The sequence below is a fragment of the Buttiauxella izardii genome (genome assembly GCF_003601925.1).
Lineage (GTDB): Bacteria > Pseudomonadota > Gammaproteobacteria > Enterobacterales > Enterobacteriaceae > Buttiauxella > Buttiauxella izardii.
Map to the genome: position 1 here is coordinate 55,252 of NZ_QZWH01000016.1, position 14,058 is coordinate 69,309.

The window sequence follows — 14,058 nt, forward strand, 5'->3', positions numbered from 1 at the left end:
CGAAAACGTATGGAAATTATTCTTGGCGTGGTGATGTTCACGCTAATTGTTTTGGCACTGGCGCTGATGATTCTGTTTGCCAAGTCAAAGCTTGTTAACTCCGGCGATGTGCTGATTGAGATTAACAACGAAGCCGACAAACAGTTCCATGCTCCGGCTGGTGACAAACTGCTTAACACGCTTTCAAATCAAGGGATTTTCATCTCTTCGGCTTGTGGCGGTGGTGGTTCGTGCGGGCAATGCCGCGTGACCATTAAAGAAGGTGGTGGCGATATTCTGCCGACCGAACTTTCGCACATCACTAAGCGTGAAGCGAAAGAGGGTTGCCGTCTTGCGTGTCAGGTGGCTGTGAAGCAGGACATGAAAATTGAGCTGCCGGAAGAAATTTTCGGCGTGAAAAAATGGGAATGCGAAGTTATCTCTAACGATAACAAAGCGACTTTCATCAAAGAGCTCAAGCTGCGAATTCCTGACGGCGAAGTGGTTCCGTTCCGTGCCGGTGGTTATATCCAGATTGAAAGCCCGCCTCACGAAGTTAACTATCAAGACTTCGACGTGCCACAGGAATACCGTAGTGACTGGGATAAGTTCAACCTTTTCCGCTTCAAATCAGTGGTGAAAGAGCCGTGTGTTCGTGCTTACTCCATGGCGAACTATCCGGATGAAGCAGGCATCATCATGTTGAACGTGCGTATCGCGACGCCACCGCCGAATGTGCCAGACGCTCCTCCGGGGATTATGTCTTCATACATCTGGTCGCTGAAAGCAGGCGATAAAGTGACAATTTCCGGGCCGTTTGGTGAGTTCTTCGCTAAAGAAACGGAAGCTGAAATGGTGTTTATTGGCGGTGGTGCCGGTATGGCGCCAATGCGTTCGCACATCTTTGACCAGCTCAAACGCCTGCATAGCACTCGCAAAATCAGCTTCTGGTATGGCGCTCGTTCTCTGCGTGAAATGTTCTACGAAGATGAGTTTGAAAAGCTGGCGCAGGAAAATCCGAACTTTACCTTCAATGTGGCGCTTTCTGATCCACAGCCAGAAGATAACTGGACGGGCTACACGGGCTTCATTCACAACGTATTGCTGGAAAACTATCTGCGTAGCCATCCGGCCCCAGAAGATTGTGAATTCTATATGTGTGGGCCGCCAATGATGAACGCTGCGGTGATCAAAATGCTCAAAGACCTGGGCGTTGAGGATGAAAACATCATGCTCGATGACTTCGGCGGCTGACGGGAGCCAATATGCTGACAGTATTTTTAGCCACCTTCGCCATTTTTATTCTGGTGATATTCGGTATGTCGCTCGGCGTTATCGTGAAGCGCAAAACGCTTCAGGGTAGCTGCGGTGGTATTGCCGCGCTTGGCATGGAGAAAGTTTGCAATTGCCCTGAACCTTGCGATGCGCGTAAGAAACGAATCGCGAGAGCGGAGCGGCAGGCGAAACTTCAGCAAAACCGTATCCTATAAGCCCCTCAAAACCTCTCGCCGATGCGGGAGGTTTTCTTTCTCACTGACTTTCCTTAATCTCAGCTTAACTGTATACTTATCCAGTATTAACACTGGTGCGAAAAAGTATGCGTAAAATCATTCATGTCGATATGGACTGCTTTTTTGCAGCCGTTGAGATGCGTGATAACCCGTCTTTACGGGATATCCCGTTGGCGATTGGCGGCAGCGCGCAGCGGCGCGGGGTGATCAGCACCGCAAATTATCCGGCAAGAAAATTTGGTGTTCACAGCGCAATGTCGACGGCTATGGCACTAAAATTGTGCCCGCATTTGACGCTTTTGCCGGGGCGCTTTGATGCATACAAAGAAGCATCAAACCATATCCGTGAAATATTTAGTCGCTACACCACACTTATCGAACCTCTGTCTCTGGATGAGGCCTATCTTGATGTCACCGATAGCCTGAACTGCCACGGCTCTGCCACATTCATGGCAAAAGAAATTCGCCAGACTATTTCATATGAACTGAATCTCACGGCCTCTGCGGGGATCGCTCCGGTTAAATTCCTTGCGAAAATAGCATCCGATCTTAATAAGCCGAATGGGCAGTACGTTATTACGCCAGAGGAAATCCCTGCATTTTTGCAAACGTTGCCACTCGGCAAAATTCCGGGCGTTGGCAAAGTGACGGCGGGGAAACTTGAAAGTCTGGGGTTGCGCACTTGTGCCGATGTGCAGAAAACGGATTTAGCTTCGCTGCTCAAGCGTTTTGGCAAGTTTGGGCGGGTGTTGTGGGAAAGAAGTCAGGGCATTGATGAGCGCGAAATTAACAATGAGCGGCAGCGTAAATCCGTAGGCGTTGAGAAAACCCTGGCCGAGGATATTCATCAATGGCATGAGTGTGAAGCCATCATTGAACAGCTTTATTCAGAACTTGAACGGCGGCTGATAAAAGTGAAGCCTGATCTGCTGATAGCCCGGCAGGGGATCAAACTCAAGTTTAATGATTTCCAGCAAACGACTCAGGAACATGTCTGGCCGCAACTGAATAAAGCCGATTTAATCGCAACCGCAAAGCAAGCGTGGGATGAGCGGCGAGGGGAGCGAGGTGTGCGGTTAGTGGGAGTGCATGTGACGTTGCTGGATCCGCAACTGGAACGCCAGTTGGTTCTGGGGTTGTAAAATTGCCCTCATCCCGGCCTTCTCCCTCAGGAGAAGGAGAAAACCCCCCTGGCGAAGAAGAAAACCAAATTCCCTCTCCTGGGGGAGAGGGTTAGGGTGAGGGCGTTTAGTACTTATTTAGCTGGAATCGCTTTCAGCAACTCAGTCAGCAGAATCCAGTACTGACCTACGCTTGCAATATGAACCTGTTCATCCGGGGAGTGTGGACCCGTAATGGTTGGCCCAATAGAAACCATGTCCATATCCGGATAAGGTTTTTTGAACAGACCACATTCCAGACCCGCATGGATAACCATGATGTTTGGCGTTTTGTTGAACAGCTTCTGATAGGTTTCACGCACCAGACCCATCACCGGGGATTGAGCGTCTGGCTGCCAGCCAGGATAGCTGCCTTTAGCAACGCTTTGTGCGCCAGCCAATTTACCCAAAGCTTCGAGCATGCCAACAACATAGTCTTTCCCGCTATCAATCAGTGAACGAATCAGGCAGATAATTTCTGCGCTTTCATCGGTCATTGAGACAACGCCCACGTTCAGTGAGGTTTCCACGACACCTTTAACGGCGTCGGAATTGCGAATAACACCGTTTGGCATTGCATTGAGCAGGTTGATGAAAGCATCACGGCTTTTTGCAGTCAGCGCAGTTTTGTCTGTGCTGGTAGCTTCAACCAATACCGTGGTGTTTTTCTCGACCGCACCCAATTCATTTTGCAGAATTGACAGGAACTGGGCTGCCAGGTCTTTGAACTGTGCAACTTTGTCGGCAGGAATCGCGACAATGGCCGAGCCTTCACGTGGGATAGCGTTACGCAGTGTGCCGCCGTTCAAATCGATCAGGCGTGCATCCAGTTCCGCTGCGTGAGCAAACAGGAAACGCGCCAGCAGTTTGTTGGCATTGCCCAGACCCAGATGGATTTCCGCACCTGAGTGGCCGCCTTTCAGGCCTTTAATGGTCAGCTTGAAGGTTTCATAACCCGCCGGAACCGCTTCGCGTTGCAGTGGCAGCGTGGAGATAAAATCAATCCCGCCAGCACAGCCCATATAGATCTCACCTTCTTCTTCAGAGTCGGTGTTGATCAGAATGTCAGCTTGCAACCAGCCCGCTTGCAGGCCGAAAGCGCCATCCATACCCGCTTCTTCGGTCATGGTCAGCAGAACTTCTAACGGGCCATGAGCGACAGTTTCATCAGCCAGTACCGCCAGTGCGGATGCCATACCGATGCCATTATCGGCACCCAGAGTCGTACCGCGAGCTTTAACCCACTCACCGTCGATGTACGGCTGAATCGGGTCTTTGGTGAAGTCATGGACAGTGTCGTTGTTTTTCTGCGGCACCATATCAAGGTGAGCTTGCAGGACCACCGCTTTACGGTTTTCCATGCCTGCGGTCGCAGGTTTACGGATCAGGATATTGCCTACCTGGTCACGCTCAACATGCAGGCCTTTTTCTTTTGCCCAGGACAGAATATGTTCCGCAAGTTGCTCTTCATGATAAGAAGGGTGCGGAATAGAACAGATTTTGGCAAAAATATCCCACAGTGGCTGCGGAGATAATTGAGACAATTCAGACACGATGAGTCTCCTGGATATCGGCTCTGCTAACATTATTGATTCGCGCAGAGCGGGATTGAACTTAATGAAATACAACACAAGTCAGGTTTGTGTGCTGGTCTGAGAATATCACTATAACCAAGGCTGTGACGACCTAAAGCACGTAAAAACCAGAAGGACAGGCCTGCAACACTGGTTTTTAGTGCGCCAGATCTCTATAATCTCGCGCAACCAAAACCCCTTTGAACATTTTTAAGCCGTTAATAACTGGCTGGGATAACTTCACATGAGCGAAAAATACATCGTCACCTGGGACATGTTGCAGATTCACGCACGTAAGCTTGCAAGCCGTCTGCTTCCTGCTGAACAGTGGAAAGGCATTATTGCCGTTAGCCGTGGCGGCTTGGTTCCTGGCGCACTGCTGGCACGTGAACTGGGGATTCGTCATGTTGATACCGTTTGCATCTCCAGCTATGACCACGACAACCAGCGTGAGCTGACCGTCCTGAAACGTGCTGAAGGCGATGGTGAAGGTTTCATCGTTATTGATGACCTGGTCGATACCGGCGGCACCGCGGTGGCTATCCGCGAAATGTATCCAAAAGCGCACTTCGTGACTATCTTCGCTAAACCTGCTGGTCAGCCTTTAGTCGATGATTACGTTATTGATATCCCGCAGGATACCTGGATTGAACAACCCTGGGATATGGGTGTTGCGTTTATTCCACCTTTAGCGGGTCGTTAATCGTCTCAGAATTTGCACTGATTTACGCCCGGCATTGCCGGGCGTTTGTGTTATTTGGTCACTGACAGAGTACAATAGCCCCATTCCTGACGTTTGTATGGAGGCAGAAACGATGTCGCAGGCCAATCTTAGCGAAACGCTATTTAAACCCCGCTTTAAACACCCCGAGACGTCGACTTTAGTTCGTCGCGCTCATCATCAAACTGCCCCTGTGATTCAATCTGCGTTGGACGGCGCAACCGTACCTCACTGGTATCGCATGATTAACCGCCTGCTTTGGGTATGGCGTGGCGTTGACGCGCGTGAAATTCTTGAAGTTCAGGCCCGAATTGCGGCCAATACGGGCGAGCGCACTAATGAAGATTTATACGATACGGTGGTCGGTTATCGCGGTGGCAACTGGATTTATGAATGGTCGAAGCAGGCCATGGTGTGGCAGCAGCGGGCCAATCAGGAAACGGACAAAGTAAAAAGCGGCAAATATTGGTTACAGGCCGCCAATCTTTATAGCATCGCAGCGTACCCGCATTTGAAAGGCGATCTGCTTGCTGAACAGGCGCAAGTACTGGCAAATCGTGCATACGAAGAGGCGGCTCCACGTCTTTCTGGTGGCTTACGTGAACTGGAGTTTACGATCCCTGGTGGCGGTGCAATCACTGGATTCCTTCATGTTCCAAAAGTAGGAGAAGGGCCATTCCCGACGGTACTTATTTGCGGCGGTCTGGACGCGCTACAAAGCGATTATTACACCCTGTTTGAGAAATATTTTGAGCCTCAGGGCATCGCGATGCTGACTATCGATATGCCATCAGTCGGGTTTTCATCAAAATGGAAACTGACTCAAGATTCCAGCCTGTTGCACCAGCATGTTTTGAAAGCATTGCCAAATATTCCGTGGGTGGACCATACCCGTGTCGCGGCGTTTGGTTTCCGTTTCGGTGCAAACGTAGCGGTGCGCTTAGGCTACATTGAAGCCCCTCGCCTGAAAGCTGTTGCCTGTCTTGGACCGGTTGTTCACAGTTTATTGAGCGATGCATCACGCCAGGCGCAGGTGCCAGAGATGTATATTGACGTGCTGGCAAGTCGTCTTGGAATGAATGATGCGTCTGATAGCGCGTTGAGAGTTGAGTTAAATCGTTACTCGCTAAAAACACAGGGGCTTTTAGGTCGCCATTGCCCAACACCGATGTTATCTGGTTATTGGGAAAATGATCCGTTCAGCCCTGAAATCGATTCCCGGTTAATCGCTTCGTCATCTGCGGATGGTAAGTTACTGGCGATCCCGTTTAACCCGGTGTATCGCAACTTTGACAAAGCGTTGAAAGAAATTACCAGTTGGATCAAGCAGAGATTACGTTAATGATTTGCTAAATTTCATTGGTTTGGTAAAACAGTTGCTTCACAACAGGAGATCGCAATGACGTTACCGAGTGGACACCCGAAAAGTAGATTGATTAAAAAATTCGCCTCGCTTGGCCCATATATCAGGGAAGAGCAATGTGAAGATAACCGTTTCTTCTTCGATTGCCTGGCTGTGTGCGTCAATGTGAAGCCTGCACCAGAGAAACGTGAGTTCTGGGGCTGGTGGATGGAATTAGAAGCGCAGGAAAAGCAATTTACCTACACCTACCACTTTGGTCTGTTCGATAAAGATGGAAAGTGGACTCAGACGGCAGCAAAAGACAAAGAAGTGGATGAAAGACTTGAGCAAACATTACGTGGCTTCCACGAGCGTTTACGAGAGTTACTCAGCACGCTAGGTCTTAGTTTGGTGCCCGCAGAAAATTTTGCAGAAAAGCCGGTGAAGCTTTCTGCATAAACAAAAAAGCCCTTCTCAAATGAGAAGGGCTTTTTATTCGTATATCAGAACTGATAAACCATACCTAACGCGACGATATCATCACTGCTAATACCCAGTGGGTTATTATCATCCAGTTGGTTAATTTTATAATCGACGAAAGCAGACATGTTTTTATTGAAATAGTAAGTTGCACCAATATCAATGTATTTAACTAAATCAGCATCACCAATACCTTCGATTTCTTTACCTTTCTGTTGCACATAACCTAATGATGGGCGCAGGCCGAAATCAAATTGATATTGTACGACCGCTTCGAAGCTTTGTGTTTTATTTGCGAACCCACCAGAAATAGGTGTCATATTGCGTGTTTCAGAATACATCGATGCGACATACAAATTATTTGCATCATATTTCACACCTGTGGCCCAGGAATCAGCTTTATTTCCGTCACCGCGTGCCATAGCCTGTTGGGCATCAGTACGGTCAGAAGTAGTATAGGCACCACCGACCTGGAAATCACTGCCGCCAAAATCGTAAGTCAGAGCGCTACCGAAACCATCACCGTTTTGCTTAGAGACATCGCGGTTTTCATTTTTGCCCTGGTATTGCAGCGTCATGTTCAGGCCATCTACAGCACCGAAGAAATCGGTGCTGCGGAACGTTGCCAGACCGGATGCTCGCTTGGTCATAAAGTTATCTGTTCTGGCTGAAGAATCACCACCAAATTCCGGGAACATATCGGTCCAGGCTTCTACGTCATACAACGCGCCCAGGCTACGGCCATAATCAAATGAACCGAAATTAGCATATTTCACACCAGCGAAAGCATAACGTGTTTTAGTGGTGGAACTGCCTTCATCTTTATTACCTGAAAACTCGGCTTCCCATTGACCATAACCGGTTAATTGATCGTTAATCTGCGTTTCACCTTTAAAACCGAAACGAACATAGGTTTGATCGCCATCTTTGGTATTGTCGTCGCTTAAATAATGCATGGCTTTGACTTTTCCATAAACATTAAGCTTGTTGCCGTCTTTATTGTATATTTCCGCAGCCTGAGAAGATGCTGATGCAACAATGCTCAATACCATTAATGCCAGAGTGGTCTTTTTCATTTTTCATCCCAATAGTGTGATACGCGCTAAATTTAATCGGGAAATTCCCGTTAAAAAACGCAGAGAGTTTTATCGTTTTGAGATGAAAGATTTATGACAGAGTCAGATAAAGTTTAAATAAAAGTAATAAATTATGATTGTCATAAATATGTAAAAATTTGCCGGTACGTTGCTCGATCCTTTACGCAAACTTCGTTGTTTTCCTTATCCTCATAGTTGGCAAGCCGCGTGACTCCTGTTACAACGTGATCTGACATTTTAATTTTTCCAATTTCGTTTAAACGGCAGAGAATCATGAGTGACAGCCAGACGCTGGTGGTAAAACTAGGCACTAGCGTATTAACCGGTGGCTCACGCCGCCTGAATCGGGCTCATATCGTTGAGCTAGTGCGTCAATGTGCGCAACTCCATGCCGCAGGGCATCGTATTGTTATTGTCACCTCCGGGGCGATTGCCGCCGGGCGTGAGCATTTAGGCTACCCCGAACTCCCCGCGACTATCGCCTCAAAGCAACTGCTTGCAGCGGTAGGGCAAAGCAGGCTGATTCAGCTTTGGGAACAACTATTCTCCATCTATGGCATTCATGTCGGGCAAATGCTTCTGACGCGTGCAGATATGGAAGATCGCGAACGTTTCCTGAATGCGCGTGACACCTTACGCGCTCTGCTTGATAACAACATCGTGCCGGTCATTAATGAAAACGACGCTGTTGCGACAGCAGAAATAAAAGTCGGCGATAACGATAATCTTTCGGCATTGGCCGCAATTCTGGCGGGTGCGGATAAGCTACTTTTGTTGACGGATCAGCAAGGCCTGTTCACTGCCGATCCGCGCAATAATCCGGCTGCTGAATTAATCAAAGAAGTTCACGGCATAGATGACGCATTGCGTGCCATCGCTGGTGACAGCGTTTCTGGCCTCGGAACGGGCGGAATGGGCACGAAACTGCAAGCTGCTGATGTTGCCTGCCGTGCAGGTATCGATGTTGTCATTGCAGCAGGCAGTAAACCTGGCGTAATTGGCGACGTGATGGCCGGTAATTCTGTCGGGACGCGTTTCCACGCACAGCAGTCACCTTTAGAGAATCGTAAGCGTTGGATCTTTGGTGCGCCTCCAGCGGGTGAAATTACCGTTGATGATGGTGCACTCGCGGCAATTTTAGAGCGCGGCAGTTCATTGTTACCGAAAGGCATTAAAAGCGTGACGGGTAATTTCTCGCGTGGGGAAGTCATCCGTATCCGCAGCCTGCAAGGGCGCGATATTGCTCATGGTGTGTGCCGCTATAATAGTGATGCTCTGCGTCGCATTGCGGGTCACCATTCTCAACAAATCGATGAAATCCTGGGCTATGAATATGGCCCGGTCGCCGTTCATCGTGATGACATGATTGTTAATTAAGGAGCAGGCAATGCTGGAACAAATGGGCAAAGCAGCTAAAGCCGCCTCTTATAAGATGGCACTGCTCTCGAGTCGCGAAAAAAATCGTGCACTGGAACGAATTGCTGATTATCTGGAAGCTCAGGCTGACGATATTTTAATCGCCAATCAGCAAGATTTGGCTGAAGCAAAAGCGAATGGCTTGAGTGAAGCGATGCTGGATCGCCTGCAACTGACACCGGCGCGTTTAAAAAGTATCGCTGATGATGTCCGTCAGGTATGCAATTTAGCTGACCCAGTGGGTCAGCTCATTGATGGCGGTTTACTGGATAGCGGATTGCGTCTTGAACGTCGTCGCGTGCCTTTAGGTGTGGTGGGTGTGATATATGAAGCACGCCCAAACGTGACCGTTGATGTAGCCTCGCTGTGCCTGAAAACAGGTAACGCGGCGATTTTACGTGGCGGGAAAGAAACCTGGCGTACGAACGCTGCAACGGTGAAAGTTATTCAGCAAGCCCTGGCTGAATGTGGGCTGCCTGCGGCTGCGGTTCAGGCGATTGGAAGCCCGGATCGTGCTCTGGTGAATGAGTTGCTGCGTATGGACAAATATGTCGACATGCTGATTCCACGTGGAGGTGCTGGGTTGCATAAACTCTGCCGTGAACAATCCACTATTCCGGTAATCACTGGTGGCATTGGCGTGTGCCATATTTTTGTTGATGAAAGTGCAGAGTTTACTCCAGCACTGAATATCATCATAAATGCGAAAACACAGCGTCCGAGCACCTGTAATACTGTTGAAACTCTGCTGGTGCATCAGGGAATAGCGGGCACTTTCTTACCCGCCTTAAGCCAGCAAATGGCCGAGTCCGGTGTCACGCTGCATGCTGATGAAAAAGCTTTGCCACTGTTGCAAAACGGCCCGGCAGAAGTGTTACCTGTAAAAGCAGAAGATTACGACGACGAATGGCTGTCGCTGCATTTGAATGTGAAAGTGGTTGCCGATATTGATGACGCCATCGAACATATTCGTGAACACGGCACGCAGCATTCCGATGCGATCCTGACGCGCACGTTAAGTCATGCAAATCGATTTGTGAATGAAGTCGATTCTTCTGCGGTTTACGTTAATGCTTCAACTCGTTTCACCGATGGCGGGCAGTTTGGGCTGGGTGCAGAAGTCGCTGTGAGCACGCAGAAGCTCCATGCCCGTGGTCCAATGGGTCTTGAAGCCCTCACGACTTACAAATGGATCGGTTTCGGTGACGATACTATCCGTTCGTAATTGATAAACCGGTAATCTACCCGTCATCCTTCAAGCGGCAGGGGTGTTGCTCCCTTGCCGCCTACCCGCAACTTGAAGGCTAACGGGTATACATACAGATCTGGAAACTATCAGATTTTATGTATTACCTAATCAGTTATTAATTTCAAATTATTCTCCTCATACAGTATCCTTCCTGAAATTAAATTTTTATATTCAATCAATAACTTCCAATAGCCGTTTTATTTACTCCGAAAGATTCATGAATGTATGACCTGGAATAGGTGGTTAAAACATATAATACCTAATATTTACATTTGGCTGAGTAATGTTGGTTTATATTTAATAATAACTATCCTTTAATTGTTAATTTCCTTTGTTAGTCTAATCTTTTTAATTTTCCAAGGTTGTCAATTATTGTTTTAGTGTTTTTTGCTACTAACTCTTTTGGGTTATTTGTCTGTTTTCGTACTTACTTAAGAAATTAATTGAACGATTTGCTCTCGCCACATAATAATCCTCCCTGCTAATACAATTACGCGTATTACTGTTAACTGCTTACTGCATTGACTATTGATGGACCAACATAAAATTAAGTCCCTTGGGAGGGATGACAAATGCATTCTTGGAAAAGCAAACTCGTTGTATCTCAACTAGCACTGGCGTGCACTTTGGCAATTGCCTCTCAGGCAAATGCTTCCACATATAATACATTCGGCTATCACGACGACGCGAGCAGCGCTTTCAGTTGGAGTGATTGGGAGAATACCGATAGGCTTAACTACATTACTTATGACGGTTATATCTATAACAATGCGGCTGATGGCGCTTACGATCAAACCTTCAATAACGATGTAGTTAATGGTGTTATCTCCAGCCATTATCTGAATCATGATTACGCAAGCGGTGTTGAAAATACACTGAATATATCCAATTCAGCTATTCACGGCATGGTCACTTCAACGAAAGTTTATGACCATGAAGGCTATGGCTGGACGAATGGCACAGATGTTGATTACAACTGGGTTGATGGTGATGTATTCACGTTGAATATTGCTGATTCTACTATTGATGATGATTACGAGTATTTCTACTTTACTGATAGTTATTTGAATAGTGATAGTAAAGCAGCATCAGAAAATTATGCTACAGCTGATTTTGCTTATTTAGGCACTGCAGTCACGCTAGATGTTGAAAGCAATATCAACATCAGCGATAACTCCCGTGTTGCAGGTATCACTCTTTCTCAGGGCAGTACAAGCAATACAGGTTACACCACAGAATCTCACACTTGGGATAACAATATTTCTGTTGTTAACTCCACAGTAACTTCTGGTGCTATCGAGCCACTGGAAGGTTCAGGTTTCTATGGCAACTCTGAAGAACCAAGTGATTATACTGGTTCCGGTGGCGGAAATGACGTTGCACTGTCTTTTGTAGATAGCTCAGCATCTGATTATGCGATGAAAAACAATGTTAAATTCGACCATTCCACACTGATGGGCGATGTTGTATTCACCAGCACCTGGAATGCCAACTTCTATCCTGCAGGTCATGATTCCAACGCCGATGGTGTTATCAATACCAATGGTGGCTGGGTCGACGATAGCCTGAATGTTGATGAACTGAACATTACTCTGGATAACGGCAGTAAGTGGGTTGGTTCGGCTACGGGCGTTTATGAATATATTACCCCTGCAACTATGTATGACGTTGCGGTCAACAGCCTGGAGCCAATTTCTACTTCTAATAACTGGGGTAATATTATTGATGACCACACATTCCAGAGTGGTGTATTTAACGTTGCACTGAACAATGGCTCAGAATGGGATACTGTCAACGATTCAAGTATTGATACTCTGACCGTGAATAATGGTTCTCAGGTCAACGTAGGCCAAAGTTCTTATCTGCTGGCAGACTCCATTACGCTGACAAACGGTTCAACGATGAATCTGAGCTCTTACGGAGAAGTGGGTACCGATCATCTGACAGTAGATAGTTACAGTAAAGTCGATTTGACGGATGAAACTACTTACTTGTATGCCAACACTATTACCGCTTCTAACGGTGGTGAATTCAGTATTGGTGCTGGTGATCAGGATGCCCGACTGTTTGGTACAGACACGCTGGAACTGACCAACGGTGGCGTATTTAATATCAACAGCAGTGACTACGTATTAGATGCTGATTTGGTCAATGGCCATACCAATACCACGAATACTAATGATGTAACTTACGGTTATGGCGTGATTGCCATGAACTCTGATGGTCATCTGACGGTTAATGGTAACGGCAATACTTATAACGCAGATGAAGAATTCGCTGTTGATGATGCTGCCGACCGTGCAGTTGCAGCAGTCGGTAACTACAAAGTTCGTATCAATGATTCAACTGGTAAAGGTTCTGTCGCAAGCTATAAAGATAAAGAAATTATCTATGTTAACGACAAAAACAGCACCGCAACCTTCTCTGCTGCTAACAAAGCTGATTTGGGTGCCTACACCTATCACGCTGAACAGTATGGTAATACCGTTGTCCTGAAACAAAGCGAGCTGACCGATGCCGCTAACATGGCGTTGAGCATTCCTTCTGCTAACACTAATATCTGGAACCTGGAGCAAGATGCTCTGAGCACCCGTCTGGCAAATGGTCGTCATACACCAACTGATTCAGGTGGTGCATGGGTGACTTATATTGGTGGTGGTTTCTCTGGCGATAACGGCGTTGTGGATTATGACCAGGATGTAAACGGCATCATGGTTGGTCTGGATACTGTGGTTGAAGGTAACAATGCCAAATGGACTGTGGGTGCTGCCGCTGGTTTTGCTAAAGGCGATATCAGTGATAACAGCGGCCAGGTCGATCAAGACAGCCAATCTGCTCGAATCTACTCTTCAGCTCGCTTCCAGAATAATATCTTCCTGGATTCGACACTGAGCTACAGCCATTACAGTAACGACTTGACTGCAACTATGAGTAACGGCGCTGCAGTTGATGGTGATAGCTCTTCTGATGCCTGGGGCTTTGGCATGAAACTGGGTTACGACATGCAACTCAGCCAGGAAGGTAAAGGTTATCTGACACCATATGCATCTATCTCTGGCTTGTTCCAGGACGGTGATAACTACCAGCTCAGCAATGACATGCGTGTAGATAGCCAGTCTTATGACAGCATGCGTTATGAAGTGGGTATGGACGCTGGATATAGCTTCAACTTTGGCGACCAGGCTATGACTCCTTACTTCAAACTGGCATATGTCTATGATGACTCTAACGGTAATAGCGCCAATGTTAATGGTGATGATATCGACAATGGCATCGAAGGTTCTGCCGTTCGCGTAGGATTGGGTACCCAGTTTAGCTTTACCAAAAACTTTGCAGCCTATGCAGACACTAACTACCTCGGTGGTGGTGATGTTGATCAGGACTGGTCTGCAAATGTGGGCGTGAAGTACACCTGGTAATAATATAAAAACCTGTACGATATCAAAAGATATAATATTTTTGCGCCTCATTAATGTTATATCTTATTTGAATCAAATGGTTATAATCAATGCCTGTCTCGAATAGCGAC

The 14,058-nt window shown here is 47.2% G+C and carries 11 protein-coding genes; 9 read left to right on the forward strand and 2 right to left on the reverse strand.

All coding sequences use genetic code 11. The features are described 5' to 3' along the window. Positions 1-9: 9 nt before the first annotated feature. From nqrF to dinB, 3 genes are all read left to right on the forward strand, one after another. On the forward strand, positions 10-1,233 hold the full coding sequence (gene nqrF, locus D6029_RS09005) for an NADH:ubiquinone reductase (Na(+)-transporting) subunit F (protein ID WP_120064447.1): 1,224 nt from the start codon (positions 10-12) through the stop codon (positions 1,231-1,233). 11 nt (positions 1,234-1,244) lie between these two features. After that, positions 1,245-1,469, forward strand: coding sequence for a (Na+)-NQR maturation NqrM (nqrM, locus tag D6029_RS09010; protein WP_120064448.1), 225 nt, complete (start codon positions 1,245-1,247; stop codon positions 1,467-1,469). Between the two features lie 107 nt (positions 1,470-1,576). Then, positions 1,577-2,632, forward strand: coding sequence for a DNA polymerase IV (gene dinB, locus D6029_RS09015; RefSeq protein ID WP_120064449.1), 1,056 nt, complete (start codon positions 1,577-1,579; stop codon positions 2,630-2,632). A 113-nt stretch (positions 2,633-2,745) separates the two neighbouring features. Here dinB and pepD read toward each other — a convergent pair whose 3' ends face one another. Continuing rightward, complete coding sequence (gene pepD, locus D6029_RS09020; protein WP_120064450.1) at positions 2,746-4,203, reverse strand: beta-Ala-His dipeptidase; 1,458 nt, start codon at positions 4,201-4,203, stop codon at positions 2,746-2,748. Positions 4,204-4,468: 265 nt separating this feature from the next. Here pepD and gpt point away from each other — a divergent pair, with 265 nt between their 5' ends. The 3 genes from gpt to crl all read left to right on the forward strand — a co-directional run bounded on the left by gpt (position 4,469) and on the right by crl (position 6,746). Continuing rightward, positions 4,469-4,927 (forward strand): xanthine phosphoribosyltransferase, encoded by a 459-nt coding sequence (gpt, locus tag D6029_RS09025; RefSeq protein WP_034493602.1) that lies wholly within the window; start codon positions 4,469-4,471, stop codon positions 4,925-4,927. Between the two features lie 112 nt (positions 4,928-5,039). After that, on the forward strand, positions 5,040-6,287 hold the full coding sequence (gene frsA / locus D6029_RS09030; RefSeq protein ID WP_120064451.1) for an esterase FrsA: 1,248 nt from the start codon (positions 5,040-5,042) through the stop codon (positions 6,285-6,287). Positions 6,288-6,344: 57 nt separating this feature from the next. Next, positions 6,345-6,746, forward strand: coding sequence for a sigma factor-binding protein Crl (gene crl / locus D6029_RS09035; protein ID WP_120064452.1), 402 nt, complete (start codon positions 6,345-6,347; stop codon positions 6,744-6,746). A 44-nt stretch (positions 6,747-6,790) separates the two neighbouring features. On the opposite strand, the gene phoE is transcribed toward crl, so the two are convergent. After that, positions 6,791-7,843, reverse strand: coding sequence for a phosphoporin PhoE (gene phoE / locus D6029_RS09040; RefSeq protein WP_120064453.1), 1,053 nt, complete (start codon positions 7,841-7,843; stop codon positions 6,791-6,793). A gap of 294 nt (positions 7,844-8,137) precedes the next feature. Here phoE and proB point away from each other — a divergent pair, with 294 nt between their 5' ends. The 3 genes from proB (at position 8,138) to D6029_RS09055 (ending at position 13,948) form a co-directional block, all read left to right on the forward strand. After that, the gene (gene proB, locus D6029_RS09045) at positions 8,138-9,241 is read left to right on the forward strand and encodes a glutamate 5-kinase (protein WP_120064454.1); all 1,104 of its coding nucleotides are present in this window, start codon (positions 8,138-8,140) and stop codon (positions 9,239-9,241) included. Positions 9,242-9,251: 10 nt separating this feature from the next. Continuing rightward, entirely contained in the window at positions 9,252-10,505 is a 1,254-nt protein-coding gene (gene proA, locus D6029_RS09050; RefSeq protein ID WP_120064455.1) for a glutamate-5-semialdehyde dehydrogenase, read from the forward strand. A gap of 596 nt (positions 10,506-11,101) precedes the next feature. Next, complete coding sequence (locus tag D6029_RS09055; protein ID WP_120064456.1) at positions 11,102-13,948, forward strand: autotransporter outer membrane beta-barrel domain-containing protein; 2,847 nt, start codon at positions 11,102-11,104, stop codon at positions 13,946-13,948. The last annotated feature ends 110 nt before the right edge of the window (positions 13,949-14,058 follow it).

Excerpts from the sequence above, each read along its gene's own strand:
- D6029_RS09055 (WP_120064456.1), top strand. The coding sequence starts at position 11,102 with ATGCATTCTTGGAAAAGCAAACTCGTTGTATCTCAACTAGCACTGGCG.
- frsA (WP_120064451.1), top strand. The coding sequence starts at position 5,040 with ATGTCGCAGGCCAATCTTAGCGAAACGCTATTTAAACCCCGCTTTAAA.
- proA (WP_120064455.1), top strand. The coding sequence starts at position 9,252 with ATGCTGGAACAAATGGGCAAAGCAGCTAAAGCCGCCTCTTATAAGATG.
- gpt (WP_034493602.1), top strand. The coding sequence starts at position 4,469 with ATGAGCGAAAAATACATCGTCACCTGGGACATGTTGCAGATTCACGCA.
- nqrF (WP_120064447.1), top strand. The coding sequence starts at position 10 with ATGGAAATTATTCTTGGCGTGGTGATGTTCACGCTAATTGTTTTGGCA.
- proB (WP_120064454.1), top strand. The coding sequence starts at position 8,138 with ATGAGTGACAGCCAGACGCTGGTGGTAAAACTAGGCACTAGCGTATTA.
- crl (WP_120064452.1), top strand. The coding sequence starts at position 6,345 with ATGACGTTACCGAGTGGACACCCGAAAAGTAGATTGATTAAAAAATTC.
- nqrM (WP_120064448.1), top strand. The coding sequence starts at position 1,245 with ATGCTGACAGTATTTTTAGCCACCTTCGCCATTTTTATTCTGGTGATA.
- dinB (WP_120064449.1), top strand. The coding sequence starts at position 1,577 with ATGCGTAAAATCATTCATGTCGATATGGACTGCTTTTTTGCAGCCGTT.
- phoE (WP_120064453.1), bottom strand. The coding sequence starts at position 7,843 with ATGAAAAAGACCACTCTGGCATTAATGGTATTGAGCATTGTTGCATCA.